At 66.7% G+C, this 23,799-nt stretch carries 22 protein-coding genes; 16 read left to right on the top strand and 6 right to left on the bottom strand.

What is annotated here, in order from left to right; genetic code table 11:
• Positions 1-7: 7 nt before the first annotated feature.
• Both AC3WLE_RS28180 and AC3WLE_RS28175 read left to right on the top strand, forming a co-directional pair.
• On the top strand, positions 8-1,324 hold the full coding sequence (locus AC3WLE_RS28180; protein WP_492317326.1) for a M20 family metallo-hydrolase: 1,317 nt from the start codon (positions 8-10) through the stop codon (positions 1,322-1,324).
• Positions 1,325-1,381: 57 nt separating this feature from the next.
• Positions 1,382-1,972 (top strand): helix-turn-helix domain-containing protein, encoded by a 591-nt coding sequence (locus tag AC3WLE_RS28175; RefSeq protein WP_492317325.1) that lies wholly within the window; start codon positions 1,382-1,384, stop codon positions 1,970-1,972.
• 75 nt (positions 1,973-2,047) lie between these two features.
• Here the strand turns inward: AC3WLE_RS28175 and AC3WLE_RS28170 are convergent, their stop codons facing one another.
• Entirely contained in the window at positions 2,048-2,251 is a 204-nt protein-coding gene (locus AC3WLE_RS28170; protein WP_010812739.1) for a hypothetical protein, read from the bottom strand.
• A gap of 142 nt (positions 2,252-2,393) precedes the next feature.
• Between AC3WLE_RS28170 and AC3WLE_RS28165 the strand changes: the two genes are divergently transcribed.
• Positions 2,394-2,702: an EthD family reductase gene (locus AC3WLE_RS28165; protein WP_492317324.1), complete on the top strand. Its 309-nt coding sequence runs from the start codon at positions 2,394-2,396 to the stop codon at positions 2,700-2,702.
• A gap of 75 nt (positions 2,703-2,777) precedes the next feature.
• Here the strand turns inward: AC3WLE_RS28165 and AC3WLE_RS28160 are convergent, their stop codons facing one another.
• Positions 2,778-3,347: a phasin family protein gene (locus tag AC3WLE_RS28160; protein ID WP_492317323.1), complete on the bottom strand. Its 570-nt coding sequence runs from the start codon at positions 3,345-3,347 to the stop codon at positions 2,778-2,780.
• A 1,020-nt stretch (positions 3,348-4,367) separates the two neighbouring features.
• On the opposite strand from AC3WLE_RS28160, the gene AC3WLE_RS28155 reads away from it, so the two are divergent.
• The 3 genes from AC3WLE_RS28155 (at position 4,368) to AC3WLE_RS28145 (ending at position 5,813) form a co-directional block, all read left to right on the top strand.
• Complete coding sequence (locus AC3WLE_RS28155) at positions 4,368-4,742, top strand: PHA-granule associated protein 4 (RefSeq protein ID WP_492317322.1); 375 nt, start codon at positions 4,368-4,370, stop codon at positions 4,740-4,742.
• 249 nt (positions 4,743-4,991) lie between these two features.
• Positions 4,992-5,195, top strand: coding sequence for a cold-shock protein (locus tag AC3WLE_RS28150; RefSeq protein WP_010812734.1), 204 nt, complete (start codon positions 4,992-4,994; stop codon positions 5,193-5,195).
• Between the two features lie 177 nt (positions 5,196-5,372).
• Positions 5,373-5,813 carry a hypothetical protein gene (locus AC3WLE_RS28145; protein ID WP_492317321.1) on the top strand — a complete coding sequence of 147 codons (441 nt, stop codon included), beginning with the start codon at positions 5,373-5,375 and terminating at the stop codon, positions 5,811-5,813.
• Between the two features lie 96 nt (positions 5,814-5,909).
• Here AC3WLE_RS28145 and AC3WLE_RS28140 read toward each other — a convergent pair whose 3' ends face one another.
• Together AC3WLE_RS28140 and AC3WLE_RS28135 are read right to left on the bottom strand one after the other, a co-directional pair.
• Positions 5,910-6,248: a penicillin-binding protein gene (locus AC3WLE_RS28140; RefSeq protein WP_492317320.1), complete on the bottom strand. Its 339-nt coding sequence runs from the start codon at positions 6,246-6,248 to the stop codon at positions 5,910-5,912.
• A 167-nt stretch (positions 6,249-6,415) separates the two neighbouring features.
• Positions 6,416-7,363, bottom strand: coding sequence for a pseudouridine-5'-phosphate glycosidase (locus tag AC3WLE_RS28135; protein ID WP_492351576.1), 948 nt, complete (start codon positions 7,361-7,363; stop codon positions 6,416-6,418).
• Positions 7,364-7,618: 255 nt separating this feature from the next.
• On the opposite strand from AC3WLE_RS28135, the gene AC3WLE_RS28130 reads away from it, so the two are divergent.
• The 7 genes from AC3WLE_RS28130 (at position 7,619) to AC3WLE_RS28100 (ending at position 16,081) form a co-directional block, all read left to right on the top strand.
• Positions 7,619-8,386 (top strand): ParA family protein, encoded by a 768-nt coding sequence (locus AC3WLE_RS28130; RefSeq protein ID WP_492317437.1) that lies wholly within the window; start codon positions 7,619-7,621, stop codon positions 8,384-8,386.
• Positions 8,387-8,598: 212 nt separating this feature from the next.
• Complete coding sequence (locus AC3WLE_RS28125; RefSeq protein ID WP_492317318.1) at positions 8,599-10,587, top strand: thioredoxin domain-containing protein; 1,989 nt, start codon at positions 8,599-8,601, stop codon at positions 10,585-10,587.
• An 847-nt stretch (positions 10,588-11,434) separates the two neighbouring features.
• Positions 11,435-12,298, top strand: coding sequence for a branched-chain amino acid ABC transporter permease (locus AC3WLE_RS28120; protein WP_492317317.1), 864 nt, complete (start codon positions 11,435-11,437; stop codon positions 12,296-12,298).
• A 13-nt stretch (positions 12,299-12,311) separates the two neighbouring features.
• Entirely contained in the window at positions 12,312-13,343 is a 1,032-nt protein-coding gene (locus tag AC3WLE_RS28115) for a branched-chain amino acid ABC transporter permease (RefSeq protein ID WP_492356035.1), read from the top strand.
• Complete coding sequence (locus AC3WLE_RS28110) at positions 13,336-14,100, top strand: ABC transporter ATP-binding protein (RefSeq protein WP_492317315.1); 765 nt, start codon at positions 13,336-13,338, stop codon at positions 14,098-14,100. The genes AC3WLE_RS28115 and AC3WLE_RS28110 overlap by 8 nt, the downstream gene beginning before the upstream one ends.
• Positions 14,087-14,794, top strand: a complete 708-nt coding sequence (locus AC3WLE_RS28105; protein WP_112776469.1) for an ABC transporter ATP-binding protein — start codon at positions 14,087-14,089, stop codon at positions 14,792-14,794. Before AC3WLE_RS28110 ends, AC3WLE_RS28105 begins: the two co-directional genes overlap by 14 nt.
• A gap of 114 nt (positions 14,795-14,908) precedes the next feature.
• On the top strand, positions 14,909-16,081 hold the full coding sequence (locus AC3WLE_RS28100) for an ABC transporter substrate-binding protein (RefSeq protein WP_035824303.1): 1,173 nt from the start codon (positions 14,909-14,911) through the stop codon (positions 16,079-16,081).
• 103 nt (positions 16,082-16,184) lie between these two features.
• Here the strand turns inward: AC3WLE_RS28100 and AC3WLE_RS28095 are convergent, their stop codons facing one another.
• Both AC3WLE_RS28095 and AC3WLE_RS28090 read right to left on the bottom strand, forming a co-directional pair.
• On the bottom strand, positions 16,185-18,950 hold the full coding sequence (locus AC3WLE_RS28095) for a DUF6600 domain-containing protein (RefSeq protein WP_492356036.1): 2,766 nt from the start codon (positions 18,948-18,950) through the stop codon (positions 16,185-16,187).
• Between the two features lie 288 nt (positions 18,951-19,238).
• Positions 19,239-20,567, bottom strand: a complete 1,329-nt coding sequence (locus tag AC3WLE_RS28090) for a putative bifunctional diguanylate cyclase/phosphodiesterase (protein WP_492356072.1) — start codon at positions 20,565-20,567, stop codon at positions 19,239-19,241.
• Between the two features lie 245 nt (positions 20,568-20,812).
• Here AC3WLE_RS28090 and AC3WLE_RS28085 point away from each other — a divergent pair, with 245 nt between their 5' ends.
• The 3 genes from AC3WLE_RS28085 to AC3WLE_RS28075 form a co-directional block, all read left to right on the top strand.
• Positions 20,813-22,468: a methyl-accepting chemotaxis protein gene (locus AC3WLE_RS28085; protein WP_492317312.1), complete on the top strand. Its 1,656-nt coding sequence runs from the start codon at positions 20,813-20,815 to the stop codon at positions 22,466-22,468.
• A gap of 18 nt (positions 22,469-22,486) precedes the next feature.
• A complete protein-coding gene (locus tag AC3WLE_RS28080) occupies positions 22,487-22,963 on the top strand; it encodes a chemotaxis protein CheW (RefSeq protein WP_492351581.1) in 477 nt (158 codons plus the stop codon).
• On the top strand, positions 22,960-23,799 hold an 840-nt coding region (locus AC3WLE_RS28075), incomplete at its 3' end, for a CheR family methyltransferase (RefSeq protein WP_492363607.1). The genes AC3WLE_RS28080 and AC3WLE_RS28075, both read left to right, overlap by 4 nt.

The raw sequence follows: 23,799 nt of genomic DNA, 5'->3' as shown, positions 1-23,799 counted from the left end.
GACCAAATTGACCGTATCGAACCCGCCCACCCTCGTCAACGCACAAGCCATTGCCGAACGCGCGCAGGATCATGTGGGCGCCGGGCGCCTGGCCGCATCGCTGGCAGCCCTGGCCCGCTTTGGCCTGCGCCACGACGGCGGCGTTTCCCGCGAAACGCTGACCGCGACCGACCTGGCCGCCCGGCGCCACCTGATCGACCAGGCACGCGCGCTGGGCTGCACCGTCGGCATCGACGATTGCGGCAACCTGTTCTTCCGCCGCCCCGGCCGCGAAGACCTGCCGCCGGTGCTGACCGGCAGCCACGCCGATACCCAGCCGGTGGGCGGCAAGTACGACGGCGCGTACGGCGTGCTGGCCGGCCTGGAAGTGATTGCTGCGCTCAACGCGGCCGGCATCGAGACCTTGCGCCCCATCGAGGTCGTGTCCTGGACCAACGAGGAAGGCAGCCGCTTCGGTCCCGGCGCGATGGGTTCGAGCGCCTTCGTCGAACCGGCCCGGCTGGCAGGCTATCGCGACGTGGCCGACGCGGCCGGCATCCGCTTCGGCGAGGCGCTCGATGCCGCGCTGGCGCAAAGCCACGACGTGAACAGGGTGCCGATGGCGCGGCCCATGGCGGCATGCGTCGAACTGCACATCGAACAGGGGCCGGTGCTGGAAGGCGCAAATGTGCCGCTGGGCGTGGTCACCGGCATCCAGGCGGTGCGCTGGTTCCGCGTGGAATGCACGGGTACGATGGCCCATGCCGGCACCACGCCGATGGCGGTACGATGCGATGCGATGGCCGCGGCCGTGGCCATCGCGCAAGACCTGTACGCGCTGGCGCCGCGCCATGCGGCCGCCCCCGGCACTCCCGAACTGCGCCTGACGCTGGGCCGCTGGAGCGTGGCGCCAAACTCGGTCAACACCATTCCCGGCCACGTCACGTTCACGGTCGATATGCGCTGCCTTGACGACGCCGCGCTGGACCGCGCCGAAGCGGCACTGCGCGCGGCGTGCGTCAGGCATGCGCATGCGCCCGAAGCGGTTACGGTCACGCGCTTCTTCCATCGCGAGCCGACGCATTTCCCCGAGGCCATGCTGGGCACCATCGAACGCGCCTGCGCGCGTGCCAGCGGCAACGCCGGCCGCGCGCTGCCGATGCGGCTGACCTCCGGCGCGTTCCACGACGCCATGTACCTGGCCGACCATTGCCCCACGGCGATGATCTTCGTGCCGAGCAAAGGGGGCATCAGCCACAATGCCGCCGAAGATACGGCAGGTGCCGACCTGTTCCTTGGGGCCCAGGCACTGGCTTACACTGTCGCCGAACTGGCCAGCCGCTGAACACATTGACGTACGGCGCCTGGCGGCCGATCCAAGTCCAATCAATTCCGAGCCTGCATGGCAAAGACCGAGCAACCCACACCTGAAGCGGCCGACAGCAAGTCGGCCACCCTGACGCTTGGCGTCAAGCTGCGCCACGCCCGGCTGGTGGCCGGCTACACGCTGCTGCAGCTCGCCGGGAAGGCGGGCTGCTCGGAAAGCCTGATTTCAAAGATTGAGCGCGGGCTGGCCACCCCGTCGTTTGCCACGCTGCACCGGCTGGCCGTGGCGCTGGACACCAATATCGGCGCGCTGACCAGCGACGGGGAGCCAAACCAGTCGCCGATCCTGCGGCATGGTGAACGCCCTGTGATCCGGGCCGGCGGCGTCGCGCTCGAACGCGTGGTGCTGCCCAAACGTGGCGGCCTGCTCCAAGCCAACATCCACATCGTCTGGCCTGGCGAGGCCAGCGACGGGCAGATCGAGCACCAGGGCGAGGAAGTGGGCTACGTGCTCGAAGGACAGCTCGAACTGATGCTCGGCGACGACGTCTACCTGATCGGCCCGGGCGATGCTTTCACGTTCTCCAGCCAGGTGCCGCATGGCTACCGCAATGTGGGCGACGTGGTGGCCAGGGTGCTGTGGGTGAACTCGCCAGCCACCTTCTGAGACAGGTGGGACGATCGAAACGATTTGGCCTAGCCGCAAAAGGCTGCAAGCCGGCCTTGGTGAGTTCGGAAGGGTTCAGCCGTGATCATCTACCCACGCTTTCGCCCAGGCAATGCCGGCTGCCGCAGCACGCTCAAACGAGGGGTAGTACCCCAACGGATCCGATCCCTCCTCGATGCGGCCGTCCTTCTCAACCGCACCGGATGCCTCGAACGATCCATCGCCAAGCTGCTTGGCAAAGCCGCGGACGATGTAGCCCTGGTAGCTTTCGATTGTCATGACGACCTCCGCTTCAGATAGGAAAATCGTAGCATGAAGAAACTGGCCAGCCCGATCCTCTGACAGAAATGGGTTCACCCGCTATAGGGACGATACACTTGCAAGCTTGCGCTATATCAAACCCACGTTTTGAGGAACAACGATGGCAAAGCTAATGGTGCTTTACAAGAAGCCTGCGGACACGGCGGCGTTTGATTCATACTACTTCTCGACCCATATTCCGATCGCAAAGAAGATCACCGGCCTGCGACGCTACGAGGTCAGCAGCGGCCCGGTTGCAAGCCCGGCCGGTGCTTCGCCGTTTCACCTGGTTGCGGTGCTGAGCTTCGATTCGCTGCCGGCGCTCCAGCAGGCGATGGCTTCGCCTGAGGGCGCCGCAGCAGCAGCTGACCTGGCCAATTTTGCCCAGGCCGGCGTTGACATGCTTATATTCGACACGAAGGAAGTTTAGGCCGGCGGCGGTGCAAAGCACATGACCGCCCCCAGCGCTCCACCTCGTCTGGCTCCCTCAGGAGCCAAGGCCGACTTAGTTCGCAGCTGCCTTTGAGGCGTGGGATGCACGACGTTGCATGCCTTTCGAGGCCACCTGCGCAGCAGTATTGAAACTGCTCTCGGCCACTTGCGCGGCCTGTTTTACCGTCGTTTGCATCGACTCATAGAGCGTCGTGGTCGCGTTGACGGCCTCCTGCCAGGCAGCAAATGGCGCCGCCGCCGTGCCGGCAGGTGTTTGGTTCACCACGCTGCCAAGGAAGTCGTTCAGACCCTGCTTGCCTGCCGTGTATTGAACCTCGGCGACTTTCTCGAACTCCGCCCGGGTGGCGGCGAGGATTTCGTACAGTTGACGGCGATACGCCAATACATTGGCGGCCGCGGGTTGGAATAGCTCGATTTGCAGTTCGACCAGTTCTTGCGGGTCCTTGACTGAAAGCGCCTTCTTTGCGCCTTCTCGTGAATCAGCCAGCGCCGTCTTCATCGTCTGCAGATTCAACTCCAGCAGTTTTTCGAAGCCCTCAAAGGCCTTGCCGGTCAGCCCGGTCAAGGCTTCGATACCTGCCATCTGGACCTTCATGAATTGCTCGGGGGACCACTGAGTCATGTTGCGTCTCCTAAGTGCGACCCGCCACCTGAGCCATCCGATGGAGCTCCGACGGGACGGAAATCGAGTGGATAACGATTGCTGCATCGCGACTCTGGCAGGCCACGCCGATCAGGCGAAAGCGCACCAACGCCGGCAGGCGCTACCAGCTAAGGCATACGCTCATAAGGAGGCTTGGCGAGCTCGACCTTCCCTTGCGCGAACTTGGTCGACGGCCTTCAGAAAAGCGTAGCCCTGGATTGTCACCCGAGGGCGGCTGTGGTTTGGCCCGAGGCGCTCAAGCGTAACCAGTTGATGCGCGAGCAGCGCGTCCATATCCGCGCGGTCAAGCTCCATTGGGTCGGAGCTGCCGCTTACCAGCACAAGCGTGGCGAATTCATGATGACTCAGCACAGTCGTCTCCCAAGCTGTAGGTGTACTTTTGCTACGGGACTTCACTACCGTCCGTGACAGTCGGCCTGAGTTGCACAGGCCGCTTGTTTCGCCTCGGACGCGAGGTTCTGGCTGGCGGGTGCTTGGTCTCGCACCCGGAACGTTCATCTTAGTTGCTCGCCACCTTGTGTTCAATACGATTGGAAGCATGTCTGCCGTAATCCCCGGCATTTTTTCCTTTGCCAAAACGTGCGCGGCGGCGGCTCAACGAATATCGCAACATGATATGCATCCAGGTTCAGGAGCAGCCATTCGCCGACCGGCCGGACGGCTTGCATTAGCACCACTCGCCGAGGTCTGCTACCAATATGTCGCTACTGGGGAAAAGGCGTTGAGCTTCAGGCCGAATGGGGACCGCTCGGTGTCAAAAAAAGAACCCGCGTCGCCGGAGCGGTTGCGCGGGTGGTAGCAGGACTACAGGGCGATTCTATATTGACTTAGATTTTTCTTACGTCAGAATTAAGCTGGATCTTGACTCCAAATCTGAAGCCAAGAGTCAAGGTGAGCGGGGCGACGTTGAGTTGAGTTCAGTAGCACGTTGAACCAGACCGGCGACCCGCGCGCGGGAAGGTGTGAGTGGAGGCAGAAATGACAACGGCTCGGGCTGGAACCAAAGGGGAAGCCATCAGGCTCCTGGAGGCAGAGGGGGTCGCGCTGGTCGAGCTCGACTATGAGTCAGGTTGGCAGGATGCGATTGAGCTCGGGCGCCTTGGTAACAAGGTAGGGATACGGGTGGAATATCGCGGACACGAGAGCATTGCCGTGAAGTCCCTCGCGGCGCTCATTGCCGGCCTCAGCCGGCCGAAGGTGTCCTTCCGGCAACGGAACCTTTACTGCCAGTTTGCATTGGACCAGCTCGCAGCCAACGAGCTGGTTGCCCTGGAGACCAAGGCCATGAAGGCCGGCGACTACATCCTGGCCGGGCACCTGCTGCGGGACGTCGATGCCGTTTGGTCTGAGTAAGGCTGGATCGAGGGGATTTTCCCGGATTCCGCGGTCGGAAATTTGCGCACTCAGCCCATACCGCGACTCGCCCGCCTCATCATCTGCGCTCCGACCCAGAGGTTAACCCGCAGATGCTGCCCGCCCTCCTCTTCGGTATGCTAGGGTTTCGGCGCGCCGTACCGCGTTCAACCATATTTTGGCGACGCGGCGATTCCGGGGCGGGGTTTCTCAACACGCAACCTGTGTGCACCAAATTTCGAGGACGAGATGGCGACTGGCATCGTGAAATGGTTTAACAGTGAAAAGGGCTATGGGTTCATCACGCCGGATGATGGCGGCAAGGACTTGTTTGCGCATCACAGCGAAATCCAGGGCACCGGGTTCAAATCGCTGGAGGAAGGTGCGAGAGTGGAATTTGAAGTGACGCAAGGTCAGAAAGGCCCACAAGCGTCAAAGATTCGCCCGCTATAGTCGCCCTGCGCCGCATGACGGCCTGAATTGAAAAAGCCCTCCACGAATTGTGAAGGGCTTTTCTGTTTTCCGGCTCGTGGCGGCTCCATCCCGGGGGTCGCTGTTTCCTGCGCCACGGACCGCTCCGTGTAAACCCCCCCATCGGCGGATCGCCAACCATCCCCCTTGAGGAAAAACATGACTCGACAACCACTTCGTGCGCTGTGCCTGACCCTGCTGCTGACCGCTGCCACCACACCGGCGCTGGCCGATGACCTGAAGAACGCCGTTGGCGGCGGCTTGGGCGGCGCCGCGGGCGCGGCCGTCGGTGGCGCACTGGGCGGCAGCACAGGTGCCGTGGTCGGCGGCGCGGTGGGCGGCGGCGCGGGCGGCGCGGTGACTGCCAACAAGAAGGAACGAACCGGCGCCATCGTGGGTGGCGCGCTGGGCGGTGGTGCCGGCGCGGCGGCAGGCAATGCCGTGGGCGGCCGAACCGGCGGCATCGTCGGTGCCGCGGCCGGTGGTGCAGCGGGCTCGGCGCTGGGCGGCAATGTGTCGCGCAACAACTATGCCGATGACCACAAGAACGGCAATCGCGGCAAGCACAAGGGCCACAAGAAGCATCGCCACCACGACTGAGCGCGGCGACGCGCGATGGCGCCCGTCATTTGGGCGTCCATCCCGTCGCGCCCTTGACGGCATCGCACGGCGGATTCTGGACGCCTCTGACGCCCTTCAGCGGCCCATGCGGCGGTTGTAGCTGCGCGAAATGCGCGCCATCAACGCCGGATCGTGTGCAGCCATGCCGTCGAATTCCACGCGCACGTGGCCGTCTGCCTGCTGGTGAACCCCGGCCATCACCGTCCTGGTATCCAGGCTGCCGACAACCACGCCATTGACCGGGTCCTCGACGCTGATCGCCAGGCCTTGGTCACGCATGGCCCCGGCAGCCGCCGTGAAGGTGCGATCGAAGCTGGCCGGCCCCATGACGGTAAAGGCGCCTGTTCCGGCCGGTTCCAATGTACATGCCGAAAGCGCCAGCATGGCGCCGCTGACTATTAGTGAGAGTCGCATGATGATGACTCCTGCCGTCAGCCCCGGATCGAAAGTGTACGCGCTGCGACTTCAGGCGAGTCTTCCACTCGCTGATCGCTAAGACACAAGATTAGGCGACATTGGCGCACAGACACAGCTTGCCAGGTGCGCGCCCGCACCCTGCGGATGCCGGCCTGCTCACCTGGCTAGGCTGCGTCCGCCCCGCGCCCCGCGCGTGCCAATGCCAGCGCCAGCCTTGCCCCTACCTCGGCATTGTGTTTCACGAGTGCGATGTTTGCCGCCAGGCTGCGTCCGCTCGTCAGCGCCTTGATGCGAGCCAGCAGGAAAGGCGTCACGGCCTTGCCGGTGATTCCCTGCGCCCTGGCCTCGGCAAGCGCCTGCTGGGTCAGCGCGTCGATCTCCCCGGACGCCATCGCTGCCGCTTGCGGCACCGGTGTGCTCAACACCACGCCGCCCGCCAGGCCCAGGTCCCACTTGGTGCGGATGAAGCGTGCCTGCTCCGCCGCGTCGTCCAGCCTGAAGTCAGCACGAAAGCCGCTGTCGCGCGTGTAGAACGCAGCAACATTGTCTTGCTCGCAACTGAGCACCGGCACGCCGTGTGTTTCCAGGTATTCCAGCGTGAGTCCGATGTCCAGGATGGACTTCGCCCCGGCACAGACCACCGCCACCGAGGTCCTGGCCAGTTCCTGCAGGTCGGCCGAGATGTCGAAGGTCTCCTGCGCACCGCGGTGCACACCGCCAATCCCGCCGGTGACGAAGACCTCGATGCCCGCCAGCGCGGCACATATCATCGTGCCGGCCACGGTCGTGGCGCCGAGCCCGCCGCCGGCCAGCACGGCTGGCAGGTCGCGGCGGCTCACCTTGTGCACCCGCTCCGAGCGCCCGAGCAGCTCCAGCTCGTCGTTCGAAAGCCCGATGCGGATTCGCCCGCCAATCAGCGCGATCGTCGCGGGCTCGGCGCCCAGGTCGCGGATCAGGGCCTCCACTTTGCGCGCCGTGCGAACGTTCTCCGGGTAGGGCATGCCGTGGGCGATGATGGTGGATTCGAGCGCCACGAGCGGGCGGCCGGCAGCCTGTGCAGCGGCCACGGGCGCACTGAAGGTCAACCAGGAGCGGGCAAGGTCGGCAACCATGTCGATGCTTTCGGTGGCGTGAGCCGCATGGTGTGCAGCTCACGGCTGGTCCACGAGGTGCCCAAGCGCGGGACCACCTCAACGCGCCAATGGTACAGCGAGCAGGAATCGGACGGCTGACGCTGGCACCCGCCTGCCCGCAGGCGCCACCTCATCGCGGCCCCGGAATCGTTGTCATAGCCAGGCGGGGTGCTGCCGAGAACCTCACGCTAAGGTATGCTGCCGCCTTCGGATCGATTCTCTCCAGAGGGGCATATGCGGCGCGTCGTGTTCAATCAGAAGGGTGGGGTCGGAAAATCGACCATTGTATGCAATCTCGCGGCGATCAGCGCCAGCGAGGGCTTGCGCACCCTGGTCATTGACCTGGATGCACAAGGCAACTCCACCCAGTACCTGCTTGGCGCGCAAGCCGCGGAGGCAAGTCCGACCGCGGCGAATTTTTTCGAGACCTCCCTGACCTACAACTTCAGGCCGGTGGAATTTACGTCCTTTATCCACCCGACGCCGTTCGAGAACCTCGATGTGATGCCCGCGCATCCTGACCTGGATTCCCTCCACGGCAAGCTCGAATCGCGCTACAAGATCTACAAGCTACGCGACGCCCTGCTCGAGCTGGAGGCAGTCTATGACGCCATTTACATCGACACGCCACCGGCCCTGAATTTCTATACCCGCTCGGCACTGATCGCCGTGGAGCGCTGCCTGATCCCGTTCGATTGCGATGACTTCTCGCGCCGTGCCCTCTACACGCTGCTCGATAACGTGAAGGAAATCCAGCAGGACCACAACGACGGGCTGCAGGTCGAGGGGATCGTGATCAACCAGTTCCAGCCGCGAGCGAGCTTGCCGCAGAAACTGGTCGACGAACTGGTAAGCGAGGGCCTGCCAGTACTTGAATCGCGGCTGTCTGCATCGGTGAAGATCCGCGAATCGCACCAGCATGCCACCCCCATGATCCATCTGGATCCGCGCCACAAGCTGGCGCAGGAATACGTGGCGTTGCACCGCGAGCTGGCTGGCTGAAGAGTCGCCAAGACGCGCTGAAATCGGTTTCCCCACGCAATGGCACTGCCGGCGTGAGCCAGCGACATGCGCGCCCAGGCTATGCGGACATTGAACGACGGAATGCCTGATCCGGCACTCCCGGGCGCCGGCGTGGCAGTGGCGCGCTGATCGCTTGCCGGGGGCCTTGTTCTGCGCCACAGTTGTCCTACCGCACCAGGCTGGAGACTGTGATGGGAAACCGGCTCGCCTCAGAAACGTCACCCTACCTCCGACAACACGCAGAGAATCCGGTCGACTGGTATCCCTGGTGCGAAGAGGCCTTTCTCCGCGCCCGCGACGACGACAAACCGGTTCTGCTTTCCGTCGGCTACGCCGCATGCCATTGGTGCCATGTCATGGCGCACGAATCGTTCGAGAATCCCCGGATCGCCGGCCTGATGAACGAGCGCTTCATCAGCATCAAGGTCGATCGGCAGGAGCGTCCCGACCTCGACGACATTTACCAGAAGGTCCCGCAGATGATGGGACAGGGCGGCGGCTGGCCGCTCACGGTGTTCCTGACGCCGCAAGCAGAACCATTCTTCGGTGGCACCTACTTTCCGCCGGATGATCGCTACGGTCGCCCAGGGTTCGAGCGTGTGCTGCTGAGCCTGAGCGAAGCCTGGAGGCATCGCCGCCAGGAGCTGAGCAAAACTGTCGAGCAGTTTCGGCAGGGGTTCCGACAGCTAGACGAAGCGGACCCGGGCCGTGCCGCCACCGAGGTCGAGGACCTGCCCGCGCAAGCAGCCCGCGCCATGGCACGGAATACGGACCCGACCCATGGCGGGTTGGGCGGAGCGCCGAAGTTTCCCAACGCAAGCGCCTACGACCTCGTGTTGCGCATCCATCAACGTACCGGTGAACCCACCTTGCTTGAAGCGCTGGAGCGCACGCTCGACGGCATGGCGGCCGGTGGCATCCATGACCAGCTCGGCGGTGGGTTCGCCCGCTACAGCGTCGACGAACGCTGGGCGGTGCCCCACTTCGAAAAGATGCTTTACGACAACGGCCAGCTCGTCGCGCTGTACGCCAACGCCTACCGGCTGAGCGGCAAGCAAGCCTGGCGCCGTGTATTCGAGGGAACCATCGCGTACATCCTGCGCGACATGACGCACCCCGATGGCAGCTTCTATGCCGGCGAAGATGCCGACAGCGAAGGCGAGGAAGGCCGCTTCTATGTCTGGACACCGGCCGAGGTGAAGGCGGTGCTGGGCGAATCCGAGGGCGCCCTCGCGTGTCGCGCCTACGGCGTGACCGACAGCGGGAACTTTGAAGCCGGCAGATCGGTGCTCCACCGGGCGGTCACGCTGACTCCCCAGGAGGAGGCGCGACTCGAACGCTGGCGCGAGCGGCTATTTGCAGCACGTGCCCAACGCGTGCGCCCCAGCCGCGACGACAACATCCTCGCCGGCTGGAACGGTCTGATGATCCAGGGACTTTGTGCGGCTTACCAGGCGACCGGCAACGGAGCACACCTCGCCGCCGCAAGGCGTGCCGCCAGCTTTATCCAGGACCAACTCACCATGCCGGACGGCGGCTTGTACCGGTCCTGGAAGGACGGCACAGCCAGGGTGCCGGGGTTCCTTGAAGACTATGCCTTCCTGGCCAACGCTCTGCTTGACCTCTACGAGTCCTGCTTCGACAAGCGATACCTCGATCGCGCGGTCGAACTCGTGGCGCTTATCCTCGACAAGTTCTGGGACGACGGACTGTACTTTACGCCCCATGATGGCGAGCCATTGGTGCACAGGCCCCGGGCGCCGTACGACAGCGCCTGGCCGTCCGGCATGTCAGCCAGCGTCTTTGCCTGCTTGCGCTTGCATGAACTGACCGGCCAGGATCGCTACCACGAGCTTGCCGAGCACGAATTCCAGCACTACCGGACTGCCGCCACCGCGGCCCCGGCCGGCTTCGTGCACCTCCTGGCCGCCAGGGATTTCGCACAGCGCGGCCCGTTCGGGATCATTCTTGCCGGCGATAAGGCGGCTGCCGCCGCGCTTGTCGAGAGCGTTCACCGCACGTACCTCCCGGCACGCGTCCTCGCATTTGCCGAAGACGTTCCAGTCGGCCAGGGGCGGCACCCGGTCAACGGCCTGCCGGCGGCCTACGTGTGCCGGCATCGCACCTGTGCTGCACCGGTAACCAGCGGCCAGGCGCTCCTTGAGCGCTGCGTGGGGTAACTGTCGCGATGCTGCAGAGAGCGGCCGCCAGCAGCGTCCCGTCAAGACTCGGAATTTAGGAAGCACGACATTGCTGCAGCGGGCACCCAGCGTAGTGGCCGATCGAAAACATCGTTCGCCACCAGCGGCGAAGGGTGGCCTCTTTACAGAACTGTCCTTCCTCTTGATTTTTAGGATTTTCTACACCAGCGCCCACGCGATAAAGGAAGCCGACCAGGCAACCGCCACGGCAGACGGAAGCCTGCGCGATGCTCTCAAAAAGAACGCAGGACGTGCTGGGCACGCAATCCGCAGTCGCATCAATGAAGTCAGCAACCAAGGAATGGCGGGCTGCTCTCCATGCAGGGAACGCATAGGGGTCATCGGCCTTGTCGATGGATGGCGGGGCAAGCCTCCGGGCTTACCCGGAGACGCGCCAACTGCTATTTCGCGGTGCGGAATACTCCGCCGCTTTCCTTGACGATGCCGCGACGCCTATGCAAAAGTCAGTGAAAACGAACGATCGTGCGGGAATACTCCCGACACCTCGTCACCGGGTCGCAACGCCGCCGTCCACGCCGACGCGGCCAAGTGCCCCGGCTCGCCGGGCGGCCAGCGTGCCGCATCGCACAGGAGACAACCATGCAGTACCTGCAACACACATCTGCACACCCGCACCGTGACCGCCACGGCGCGCCCTGGGCCAGGCCATCCCGCCCGCGCATCACCGCGCGCGAGCCGGCGCTGCCGCCCGCCTGAGTTCCACCCCCGACTTCCTGACCGTGGCCGCGCCTGGCGCCGCCGCGACGGAACACGCACGGCCTTTGCCGCTGCGTGCCTGGTTTCCCGAACCGCACGAGGTACCCCTGTGGCATTGTTCCTTCAACAGTTCCTGAACGGCCTGACGCTGGGAGGCGTCTACAGCCTGGTGGCACTTGGCCTGACACTGGTCTATGGCATCCTGCACGTGCCCAACTTCGCGCATGGCGCCTTCTACATGGCTGGCGCCTATGTGTCGTACTTCCTGATGACATCGCTGGGCGTGAACTACTGGCTGGCGATGCTGGGCGCGGCGCTGGTGGTGGCCGTATTGTCGATGGCTGCCGACCGGCTGGTGTTCCACCCGCTGCGCAACTCGCCCGAGCTGCACGACATGATCGCCGCGATCGGCATCCTGCTGTTCCTGGAAGCCGGCGCGCAGGCGCTGTGGGGCGCGGACTTCCACCGCATGCCCACGCCCTATGGCCAGATCGTCGACGTGTTCGGGCTGACCGCACCGCTGCAGCGCCTGCTGATCATCGGCGCCGCCTTTGCGCTGATGGTGATGCTGCACCTGTTCCTGACGCGCACCATGACCGGCGCCACCATCATGGCCATGGCGCAGAACCGCGAAGGCGCCGCGCTGGTCGGCATCGACGCCACCCGCGTGACCCTGCTGGTGTTTGCCATCTCCGGCGCGCTGGCCGCAATCGCGGCCACGCTCTACGCCCCGATCAACCTGGTCTACCCCAGCATGGGCAACCTGGTGATCACCAAGGCCTTCGTCATCATCATCCTGGGCGGCATGGGCAGCATCCCCGGCGCCATCGTCGGCGGGCTGATCATCGGCATGGCCGAGAGCTTCGGCGGCTTCTACGTTTCCACCGACTACAAGGACATCATCGCCTTCGTGCTGCTGGTGGTGATCCTGTCGATCCGGCCGCAGGGCCTGTTTGCCGGCAAGACGGCCTGAGGAGCACAACACAATGAAAGCACTGCAAGGAAAAACCGGCTGGACGCTGCTGCTGGCGCTGGCCATCGCCTTCCCGCTGATCACGCCCAACAGCTACTACCTGACCGTGATGACGCTGGCCTTCATCTATGCCATCGCCACGCTCGGGCTGAACCTGATCACCGGCTACACCGGCCAGCTCAACCTGGCCCATGGCGGCTTCATGGCCATCGGCGCCTATACGCTGGGCATCCTGACGGTGGACCACCAGGTGCCGTTCTGGCTGGCCTTCGTGCTGGCCGGCGTGATCTGCATGGTGCTGGGCTATGTGATCGGCGTGGTGTCGCTGCGCCTGAAGGGCCATTACTTCTCGATCTTCACCATGTGCGTGGGCTACATCATCTACCTGCTGATCGAGAAGTGGGAAAGCCTGACGCATGGCACGGTGGGCCTGATCGGCATCCCGGTGCCGGCGGCGATCGGGCCGCTCAGCTTTGACAGCGTGCAGGCGCAGTACTACCTGGTGCTGTTCTTCCTGGCGGCCGGCACCTTCCTGATGCACCGCATCGTCACCTCGCTGCTGGGCCGCAGTTTCATGGCGGTGCGCAACAGCGACGCCCTGGCCGAGGCGCTGGGCATCAACCTGATGCGCACCAAGGTGCTGTCGTTCGTGCTGTCGGTGGGCTACGCCGGCTTTGCCGGTGCGCTGTACGCCGGGCAGGTGCGCTTCCTGGGACCGGACATCGCGCGCACCGACCTGACCTTCGACATGGTGATGTCGATGCTGGTGGGCGGCATCGGCACCATCTTCGGGCCGCTGCTGGGCGCGGTGCTGGTGCCGTGGATCACGCAGTCGCTGCAGTTCATGCAGGACTACCGCATGCTGGTGTTCGGCCCGGTGCTGATCCTGCTGATCATCTTCGTGCCGGACGGCATCGTGGGTTCCTGGCTGAAGAAGCAGGCACGCAAGGCCGCGGCCGAACGGCGCGGCAAGCTGGCGGCGCAGCCCCCTGCACAACCCGCCACCGCTGTCCCGACCACCCGCGCCGGAGCCGACCATGCTTGAGATCCGCAACCTGACCAAGAAATTCGGCGGCCTGACCGCGGTGCACGATGTCTCGGTGACCCTCGAACAAGGCCATATCAACGCCATCATCGGCCCCAACGGCGCCGGCAAGACCACCTTCTTCAACCTGGTGGCTGGCACGCATGCGCCCAGCTCCGGCCAGATCCTGTTCAAGGGCCAGGACGTGGCCGGCCTGCGCGCCGACCAGATCGCGCGCCTGGGCGTGGCCCGCACCTTCCAGGCAACGGCGCTGTTCGACCGCGCCACGGTGCTCGACAACCTGATCGTCGGCCACCGCCTGCGCATCCACTCGGGCCTGCGCGACGTGCTGTTCAACACGCGCCGCCTGCGTGAAGAAGAGCGCCTGTGCCGCGACAAGGCCGAAGCCGCGCTGGACTTCGTCGGCCTGTCGCACCTGGCGCACGAGGTCGCCGCCGATATCACGCAAGAGGCGCGCAAGCGCGTGGCCTTTGCGCTGGCGCTGGCGACCGACCCGGAACTGCTGCTGCTCGACGAACCTGCCGGCGGCGTGAACCCGGAAGAGACCGTGGGCCTGGCCGAGCTGATCCGCAAGATGGTGCGCCATGGCAAGACCGTCTGCCTGATCGAACACAAGATGGACATGATCATGCGCCTGGCAGACAAGATCATGGTGCTGAACTACGGCGAGAAGATTGCCGAAGGCACGCCCGCGCAGATCCAGCAGGATCCGCATGTCATCGAGGCCTACCTGGGAGCCGACCATGTTGCAGCTTGAACGCGTCTCGCTGTCGTACGGCAGCTTCCGCGCCCTCGACAACATCACCCTGCACGCCGGCGCCGGCGAACTGGTGGTGCTGCTGGGCGCCAACGGCGCCGGCAAGAGCTCGATCTTCCTGGCGATGAGCGCGATCCACCGCATCAGCGGCGGCAGCATGCGCTTCGACGGGCGCGAGCTGTCGGGCATGAAGCCATCGCAGATCGTGCAGGCCGGGCTGGTGCATTGCCCGGAGGGCCGCAAGCTGTTCCCGGCGATGAGCGTGGAGAAGAACCTGGTGCTCGGTGCGTATGTGCATCGGCGCGACGGCGCGGGCATCCGCAAGACGCTGGACGAGGTCTATGAACTGTTCCCGATCCTGCGGCAGAAAAAGGACGATGCGGCCGGCTCGCTGTCCGGCGGGCAGCAACAGATGGTGGCGCTGGGACGCGCACTGATGAGCCGCCCGCGCGCGCTGCTGCTCGACGAACCGTCGCTGGGCCTGGCACCGCTGGTGGTCAAGCAGATGTTCGAGATCATCCAGCGCATCAACCGCGCCGGCACCACCGTGCTGCTGGCCGAGCAGAACGCCTACGCGGCGCTGGGGATCGCCCACCGCGCCTATGTGATCGAGAGCGGGCGCATCGTCATGGAAGGGGACCGGGATACGTTGCTGAAGGATGAGGGGATTCGGAAGGCGTATATCGGGGGGTAGCACCGGAATCACCGACTGTGTGCCCCCTCTCCCGCTTGCGGGAGAGGGGAGCAAGCCGAGCGGTCGTCAACGGATAGCAGACATAACAAGCGCAGTACTTTCAGGAGACAACACATGCAACACAACATCATGCGCCGTATCTTCCCGCTGGCCGCCACTGCAATGGCCGCCATGCTCGCCTCTGGCACCGCGCTGGCACAGGAAGTGGTCAAGATCGGCTATACCGGCCCGCTGTCCGGCGGTGCCGCGCTGTATGGCAAGAACGTGCTGTCGGGCGTGCAGATGGCGGTGGACGAGATCAATGCGTCCGGCCTGGAAGTCAAGGGCAAGAAGGTCAAGCTGGAGGTGGTGGCGCTGGATGATAAGTACTCGCCCGCCGAGGCCGCCATCAACGGCCGCCGCCTGGTGCAGCAGCACAAGACCCCGGCGGTGTTCGTCCCGCATTCGGGCGGCATCTTCGCCCTGCAGGCCTTCAATGAGCAGGAGAAGTTCCTGGTGATGGCCTACTCCAGCGTGCCGCGCATCACCGACGCCGGCAACAAGCTGACCATCCGCATCCCGCCCGCGTACACCGGCTATATCGAGCCCTTCGTCAAGGCGCAGATGAAGCGCTACGGCAAGAACGTTGCGCTGGCCCCGGCCGACCACGACTACGCCAAGGCCTGGGTGCAGGCCTTCGTGCCGGCGTGGGAATCGGCCGGCGGCAAGGTGGTGGCCAACAACCCGATGTCATACACCAAGGCCACCGACTTCTACAGCGGCGTGTCGCGCGCGATGAGCGAGAAGCCGGACGTGATGTTCGTCGGCGGCCCGTCGGAGCCGACCGCACTGGTGGTCAAGCAGGCGCGCGAGCTGGGCTTCAAGGGCGGCTTTATCGTGATGGACCAGGCCAAGATGGATGAAATGGCCAAGGTCACCAACGGCCTGGGCATGCTGGAGGGTTCCATCGGCGTGCTGCCGCTGGTCAACGACAGCCGCCCCGCCGCGCAGAACTTCAACGCCAAGTACAAGAAGCTGCATGACGGGCGCGATGCCACCACCGAGATGTCGCTGAACTACACCATGGTGTACGCGCTGGCCGGTGCGATGAAGCTGGCCGGCACCACCAGCGACGCGGCCGCGATCCGGGCGAAAATGCCCGACGCGGTCAAGGGCCTGGCCAAGGAGGTCAACCCCAACGAAGTCGACGGCATCGACGCCAAGGGCGGGTCGATGGCCGACACCATCGTCGGCTGGGTGCAGAACGGCAAGATCTCGCAGGTCCGGTTGTCGGAACTGGCGAAGTAAGCCAGGCCGCGGCGCCGCGCGCGGCACCGCGCAAGAACAAACCCCGGCAGGCCGCGAGGCCTGCCGGGGTTTTTGCCTTCCGCGCTCCGTCAAGCGGGCCGTGCTACTGCCGGCGATCGCCGTCGCGCCCGTTGCGCGCCTCCATCTGGCCGCGCTCTTGCTGGGCGCGCTGTTGCTGTTGCTGTTGCTGTTGCTGCTGCTGTTGCTGCTGGCGCTGCTGCTCCATCTGCTGCCGCTGGCGCTCCTGCATCTGCCGTTGCTGGTCCTGCTGGTGCCGCTGCTGCTCCTGCATCGCACGCTGCTGCTCCTGCGCGGCACGCTGCTGCTCCTGCATGTGACGCTGCTGCTGTTCCGCCTGCTGGCGCTGCATGGCCTGCTGCCGTTGCTGCTCCTGCACCTGGCGTTGCTGCTCCTGCATCTGCCGCTGCTGTGCCATCTGCTGGCGCTGGGCCGCCTCGGCCTGCCGCTGCTGCGCCTCCTGCATTTGCCGCTGCTGCTCGAAACGCTGGCGCTGCATCTCCTGGCCCTGCCGCTGCTGCTCGGCCATCTGGCGCTGGCGCTCCACCTGCTGGCGCTGCTGGTCGGCGGCCTGGCGTTGCTGGGCTTCGGACTGGCGCTGCTGCTCCATCTGCTGGCGCTGGGCGTCTTGCGCCTGGCGCTGCCGCGACTCCTGCATCTGACGTTGCTGCTGGCCTTCCTGCATCTGGCGCTGTTGCTGGGCTTCCTGCATCTGCCGTTGCTGCTCGAAGCGCTGCCGCTGCATTTCCTGCGATTGCCGCGCCGGATCGGGACGGTCCTGTCCATCCGCCCACTGGCGCTGCTGCATGCGCTGCTGATCCTGCTGGCGTTGCTGGTCGCGGGCCTGGTCCTGCCACTGCCGTTGCTGGGCGTCGCGTTGCCGCGCCTCCTCCTGCTGTTGCCGCTGCAGATCAGGCCCCTGCCGCTGCTGCTCGCGCAGCGCGCGCTGCTGTTCCCGCTGCTGTTCCATCTGCTGGCGCTGCAAAGCCTGCTGCTGTTCGCGCTGCATGCCCTGCGCCTGCCGTTGCGGGTCGGCCGGTCCGCCCGGCTGGCCAGGCTGGCCAACAAAGCCGCGGGCTTCGTCGGGCCGGCTGCTCTGGCCGCGGCCGTTGCCGCGCCAGGGTTCGCCCGGGGCGTTCGAATAGTTGCGATCGCCGCGATCGCCACGCGCGGGACCATCGGCATCGCCGCGGCCGGCGCGCGGCTGCGGAGATGCCTGGTCGCGCGCGGCGATGGCTGCCTGGCTCATGCGCACATCGGGCGCGCGCTGCACCTCGCGCCCGGGCCGCCGTTCATTGCCGCCACGCCAGGCCGGGCCGGCGCCGGGCACCACCCCGCCCTCGCGCGCGAAGCGGCGGGCCAGGTCGTCCGTGGCGGGCCGCCCCGGCGGGCGGGCGGCGATGGCCTGGCGCTCGAAGCCAGGGCGGGCCTGCGGCGGCAGCGGCCGCATCGGGGCCGATCCCACCAGGCTGCCCTTGACCGGTGCCACCGGCGGCGCCCCCCTGGCCTCGCCTGCCGGCAGGTTGCGCCATTCGTCGCGATGCATGCCGCGCACCGGGCGGCCTTCGACGAAATTGCGTGCCGGCATGCCGGTGATGGCGCCGGGCACGTTGCGGTTGGCGTAAGGCGGCGGCCGGCGGTCGCCCATCACGATGTTGTTGACGGTGACGCGGTTGATGCGGGCGACATAGGTCGGGCTGGCGCGATAGACCGGCCGGTACGCGTCGCGCGGCCCCAGCGGATACCAGGCCACGCCCGGCCCGCTGCCAATGCGCACGCTCCAGTTCGGCCCGCTGGCGCCGACGAAGGCCACCACCGCGGGGGCGTAGCACGGGCGCACGCGCGGGCCCGGCACCCAGCCCCAGCGCGAGCCCACATAGGCCCAGCGGCCGTAGTGCGAGGGCGCGAAGCCCCAGGGCGCGTCATCGATCCAGGTCCAGCCCCACGGCGCGATCCAGGCCCAGTGCCCGACGCTGTAGGGCGCCCAGCCGGCGCTGACCACGCGCGGGAACCAGACCGCGCCGTAGCCGGGGTCTTCCTGCCAGTCGCCGTAGCCGTCCAGCGCGGCGTAGCCCGGCATCTCGCGCGGCACATAGCGGGCGGACTGCGAGGCGTCTTCGCGCGCGTCGCGGGCCGCGGTCCAGCGGTCGAAGGCGTCTTCCGGCGCGCCGCCGCCACCGGCGTCGGCCAGGTCGGTGCCGGCAAAGCGCATGCGGTCGCCGCGCTGCAGCTCGATCGAGCGGCTGTCGCCGTAGACCACGGCGCTGCCGTGGCGCATGGTCACGGTGGTGGTGCTGCCGTCAGGCGCCACGTCCAGCCGGTAGTCGCCCGGCTCGCGCGGCACGAAGGCCAGGTTGGGGGTGTCGACCTCGACCGTCTGGCCCGGCGGCAGCGCGCGCACGCGCAGCTGCAGCGTGCCCTGGGTCAGCTTGACCTGCGTGGCGCTGTCGTCCAGGTTCAGGATGCTGGCCGCGGTGGCGCCGCCCAGCCGGACCGCCACCGTGCCGGCATGCAGCTCGGCACGGCCGCCGTAGTCCAGCCAGAGCCGGTCGCCGGTGGTGAAGGGCCGGTTCAGGCCGGCGGCAGCCCAGTCATCCGAGCCTGCCGGCGCAAAGCTGAGGTTGCCGTCGACGGCGGTCAGCGTGGCAATGCGCGAGGAAGGATCGGCTTGCTGGTACTGGCCGTCAGTCGCCGGCGCATCAAGATAGGCCTCGCCGGGGGGGCCGGCCGGCACCTGGGCCAGTGCAGCAGCCGCCACCGCCAGGCCGGCGGCGGCGGCCAGGGCCGTCAGCGCCAGCCTGCCACGGAATTGGCCACGAGCAGGGGGGACAGATTGGGAAGGATCGAACATGGAAGTCAGGACCAGGACAAAACGCATAACGCACCGGAGCGGCCGGCCGATGTCAGCGGCAACCCTAATGTCACCATACATTGCCCCGGAAGCCGCGGCACGCCCGGCGCGGCAGACTTTGTAAGTTCGTATTTCGCCATGCGGCCATGCCGCGCAGGCAGGACCGCTATCCCAGGCAGGCTGCGGGCGGGCGGGGGGTCAGCGGGTGCCCGGGACGGGCAGGCTCGCCGTCAAAGGTGGAAACAACTTCCCTGACAGGGCGGGGGGCAAAACGGGGGCGGAAGCGGCTCAGCGGCCGGACTGCTGGCGCAGCATTTCGGTCAGGCGCTCGGCCGGCATCGGGCGGCCGTACAGGTAGCCCTGCGCCTCATGACAGCCGTTGGCCAGCAGGAAGTCGCGCTGCTCGGGCGTTTCCACGCCTTCGGCGACCACGCCAATGTGCAGGCTTGCGCCCACGTTGATCACCGAGCGCACGATTGCGGCATCGACCGGGTCTTCGGTCACGTTGCGGATAAAGGACTGGTCGATCTTGAGCCGGTCCACCGGGAACGACTTCAGGAAGCTGAGCGAGGCATAGCCGGTGCCGAAGTCATCGCAGGTCAGCGTCACGCCGTCGCGGCGCAGCGCCTGCAGCTGGTCCGCGACCTCGTCGCCCTGCTGCAGCGCGATGGTTTCGGTGATCTCGATCTCCAGGCAGCCCGGGGCCAGTTCCAGCGCGCGCAGCACGTGGCGCACCTCGGTCAGCAGCCGGCTTTCGGACAGCTGGGCCGCGAACAGGTTGATCGCCACCCGCGGCGGCTGGGGAAAGGCCAGCGACCACGCGCGCGCCTGGGCGCAGGCGGTCTGCAGCAGCCACATGCCGACATCGCTGGCGATGCTGCTGCCGGCCAGGGCGTCGATGAAGGCGGCCGGCGCCAGCAGCCCGCGGGTCGGATGGCGCCAGCGCATCAGCGCCTCGGCACCGTGCACGCGGCCGTCGCGCAGGTCGACCTGCGGCTGGTACAGCAGCTCGAACTGGCGCTGGGCATAGGCTTCGTGCAATGCCTGCACCAGCGACAGCCGCGTGGTCACGTCCGAGCGCATCTGCGGCTTGAAGAAGCGGATGGTGCGGCCGCCGTCGTGCTTGGCGCGGGCCAGCGCCAGGCTGGCCGCGGCCAGCACGTCTGACCCCTGTTCGCCGGCGGCGGGGATCACGCAGGCGCCGATGCTGGCCAGCACATGGTGGCGGCCACCCGCGTTCTCATGCGGGGAGGACAGCATCGAGAGGATCGCCGCACCGACATGGCGCACCAGCGTGGGATCGGCAATGGAGGGGAGCAGCACACCGAACTCGTCGCTGCCAATGCGGCCGATGGCGGCGTCGCGCGGCGAGGCGTCGCGCAGGCGGCGGGCCACGCGCTGCAGGATCAGGTCGCCTTCGGCATGCCCGTGCATGTCGTTGAAGGCGCGGAAATCGTCAATGCCGATCAACAGCAAAGCACAGCGGGGCACCGCCTCGCTCTGCAGGCGTGCCTCCAGCCGCTTCAGAAATCCCTGGCGATTGTCAACGCCGGTCAGCGGATCGAGATCCGAGCCTGGCGAGGCGCCAGTCGCCTTCGCCCCCGACTTGGCCACCATCCCTGCCCCATCTGTAATTGTCGACATTGTTACCCGCTAGCAATTTAGCAAGTGTGACGAAAACTTGGAAAAAATCAAGCAGTTCCGATTGTGGCGGGAATGGCTATGCGCCCGCGCAACGGCGCCGCATTGCGCGTTGAATCGGCTCCCGGCTTACAGTACCCTACCGCGCATCGAGGCCGCCCGCCGCCGCCGCGCTGCCCCTTGCTACCCCGAGAGGCGCCCCTGAGGCGGCTTTGCGGGGAATGGCCGCTCCTGAACAAGAACATCACCGGGACCACACCGTGAACGAATGGACCATCCGCACGCGCATCCTGGCAAGCTTCTCGCTGATCCTGCTTGTCATGGCACTGATGGGCGTTGTCTCCTACACCCGCCTGAGCGCCATTGAGCGCGAAACCACGCTGATGCTGAAGGACGCGCTGCCCGGACTGAACCACAGCACCGGCATCCGCGGCATCTGGGGCGAGCGGTACGTGCTGGCGTGGCAGACCATCAATGCCGCCGACGAGGCCGAGCGGCGCAGTTTCCAGCAACAGGGCCAGGACGCGGCAAGCCGGCTCGACAAGGTCGAGCAGCAGTACGAGACCTCGATCACGCGCGACGAAGACCGCGCCGCCTTCAGGGCCTATCGGGACGTGCGCGCGCGCTACGAACAGGCCGCCCAGGCGCTGTCCCGCCAGGGCGAGTGGAACGGCGCCGCAGCCGCGGCAGCGCTGCGCGGCGAAGCGCATGACCGCTGGGTCGAGGCGCGCAAGGCGGCCCAGCACCTGGTGGACGACAACAGCGCGGTCAATGCGCGGGCGGCGCGCGGCATCGACGACGCCGTCAATGCGGCCAAGATCGGCATCGAAGCGGCACTGATCGTGGCCCTGGTGGTCGCCATCGTCTGCGGCTACCTGCTGCTGCGCGCGATCACGGTGCCGATGCAGTCGATCGTCAGCCTGCTGTCCGGCATCCGCGGCGGCGACCTGCGCCTGCGCATGGCGCTGCGCCGCAAGGACGAATTCCAGGAAGTGGAGGCAGGTTTCAACCAGATGACGGGCGAGCTGACCTCGCTGGTGGGCCAGGCCCAGCGTACCGCGATCCAGGTCACCACCTCGGTCAACGAGATCGCCGCGACGGCGCGCCAGCAGCAGGCCACCGCCACCGAAACCGCCGCCACCACGACCCAGATCGGCGCGACCTCGCGCGAGATCTCGGCCACCGCGCGCGACCTGGTGCGCACCATCCATGAAGTCTCCAGCGCCGCCGAGCAGGCGGCCGGGCTGGCCGGCACCGGCCAGGTCGGGCTGTCGCGCATGGAAGGCACCATGCAGCATGTGATGGACGCCGCCGGCTCGGTCAATGCCAAGCTGGCCACGCTCAACGAAAAGGCCGGCAATATCAACCAGGTCGTGACCACCATCGCCAAGGTGGCCGACCAGACCAACCTGCTGTCGCTGAACGCCGCGATCGAGGCCGAGAAGGCCGGCGAATACGGCCGCGGCTTTGCCGTGGTGGCGACCGAGATCCGCCGCCTGGCCGACCAGACCGCGGTGGCCACCTACGATATCGAGCAGATGGTGCGCGAGATCCAGTCGGCGGTGTCGGCGGGCGTGATGGGCATGGACAAGTTCTCGGAGGAAGTGCGCCGCGGCATGTCCGAGGTCACGCAGGTGGGCGACCAGCTGTCGCAGATCATCGCGCAGGTGCAGTCGCTGGCGCCGCGCGTGCTGATGGTCAATGAAGGCATGCAGGCCCAGGCCGGCGGCGCCGAGCAGATCAACCAGGCGCTGATGCAGCTGTCCGAGGCCGCGCAGCAGACCGTGGAGTCGCTGCGCCAGTCGAGCCAGGCGATCGACGAACTGACGCTGGTGGCCAACGACCTGCGCAGCGGCGTCTCGCGCTTCAAGGTCTAGGGCCTGCGCCCCGCCGCCATGAAACTCTTCCTGCTGTTCCGCCTCGGCGCTGACCACTATGCGCTCGATGCCGCCGAGGTGGCCGAGGTGCTGCCGCTCACGCGGCTCAAGCAGATCCCCGGCACGCCGGCCTGGGTGGCGGGCCTGATGGAGCGCCGCGGCCAGCCGGTGCCGGTGATCGACCTGCCGGCGCTGGCCACCGGCGTGCCGGCGGCGCTGCGCACCAGCACGCGCACGGTGCTGGTCCACTACCGCCGCCATGGCGGCGAGGCCGGCCGGCTGCTGGGCCTGCGCCTGGAATCGGCCACCCAGACGCTGCGCTGCCCGGTGGAATCGTTTGTCGACGGCGGCATCGCCGGAGCCAGCCCGCGCTACCTTGGGCCGGTGCGGCACGACGCGCGCGGCCTGCTGCAGTGGGTGCAGGTCGATGCCCTGCTGCCGGACGACGTCCATGCCATGCTGTTTGCCGACACCTCCGGGGAGGCCGCGGCATGAGCACTGCCACGCACATCGAGGCCCTGCTCAAGGCCCGCATCGGCCTGGATGCGGGCGCCATCGGCACTGGCGCGGTGGCACGCGCCGTGCGTGAGCGCCAGCAGGCACGGCAGGCGCCGGACACCCAGGCCTACTGGGACCTGCTGCACGGCACCGCCGATGAATTCCAGGCCCTGATCGAGGCCGTGGTGGTGCCCGAGACCTGGTTCTTCCGGCATCGCGAAGCGCTGCTGGCGCTGGGCCGCCTTGCCGCCGAGCGCGCCTTTGCCGACGGCAGGCGCACCCTGCGCGTGCTGAGCCTGCCCTGCTCCACCGGCGAAGAGCCCTACTCGATCGCCATGGCCATGCTCGATGCGGGCGTGCCGGCGGGCCGCTTTGCCATCGATGCGGTGGACATCAGCGCCCGCGCGCTGGCCCGCGCACGCCAGGGCGAATACGGCGCAAACGCCTTTCGCAGCGCGCCGCTGGATTTCCGCGACCGCTATTTCACGGCCACGCCCAGCGGCTATGTGCTGGATGCACGCGTGCGCGCGCAGGTGCGGCTGCTGCAGGGCAACCTGGTCGATCCCGGCCTGCTGGCCGGCGAGCCGCCCTATGACTTCGTGTTCTGCCGCAACCTGCTGATCTACTTCGACGCGCCGGGGCAGCGGCATGCGGTGCAGACGCTGGCGCGGCTGGCCGCTGCCGACGGCATTCTCTTTGTCGGGCCGGCCGAGGCCAGCGTGCTGAGCGCGCAGGGCCTGGAGCCAGTCGGCCTGCCGCTGACCTTTGCCTTCCGCAAGCCGTCCGCCGTGCCCGCCGCCAGGGCGGCGCCGCGTGCGCCCGTGCACGCGGCC

Source organism: Cupriavidus sp. FW306-1B-F12B, from assembly GCF_058781795.1.
This window is presented reverse-complemented; position numbering and strand designations above follow the sequence as displayed.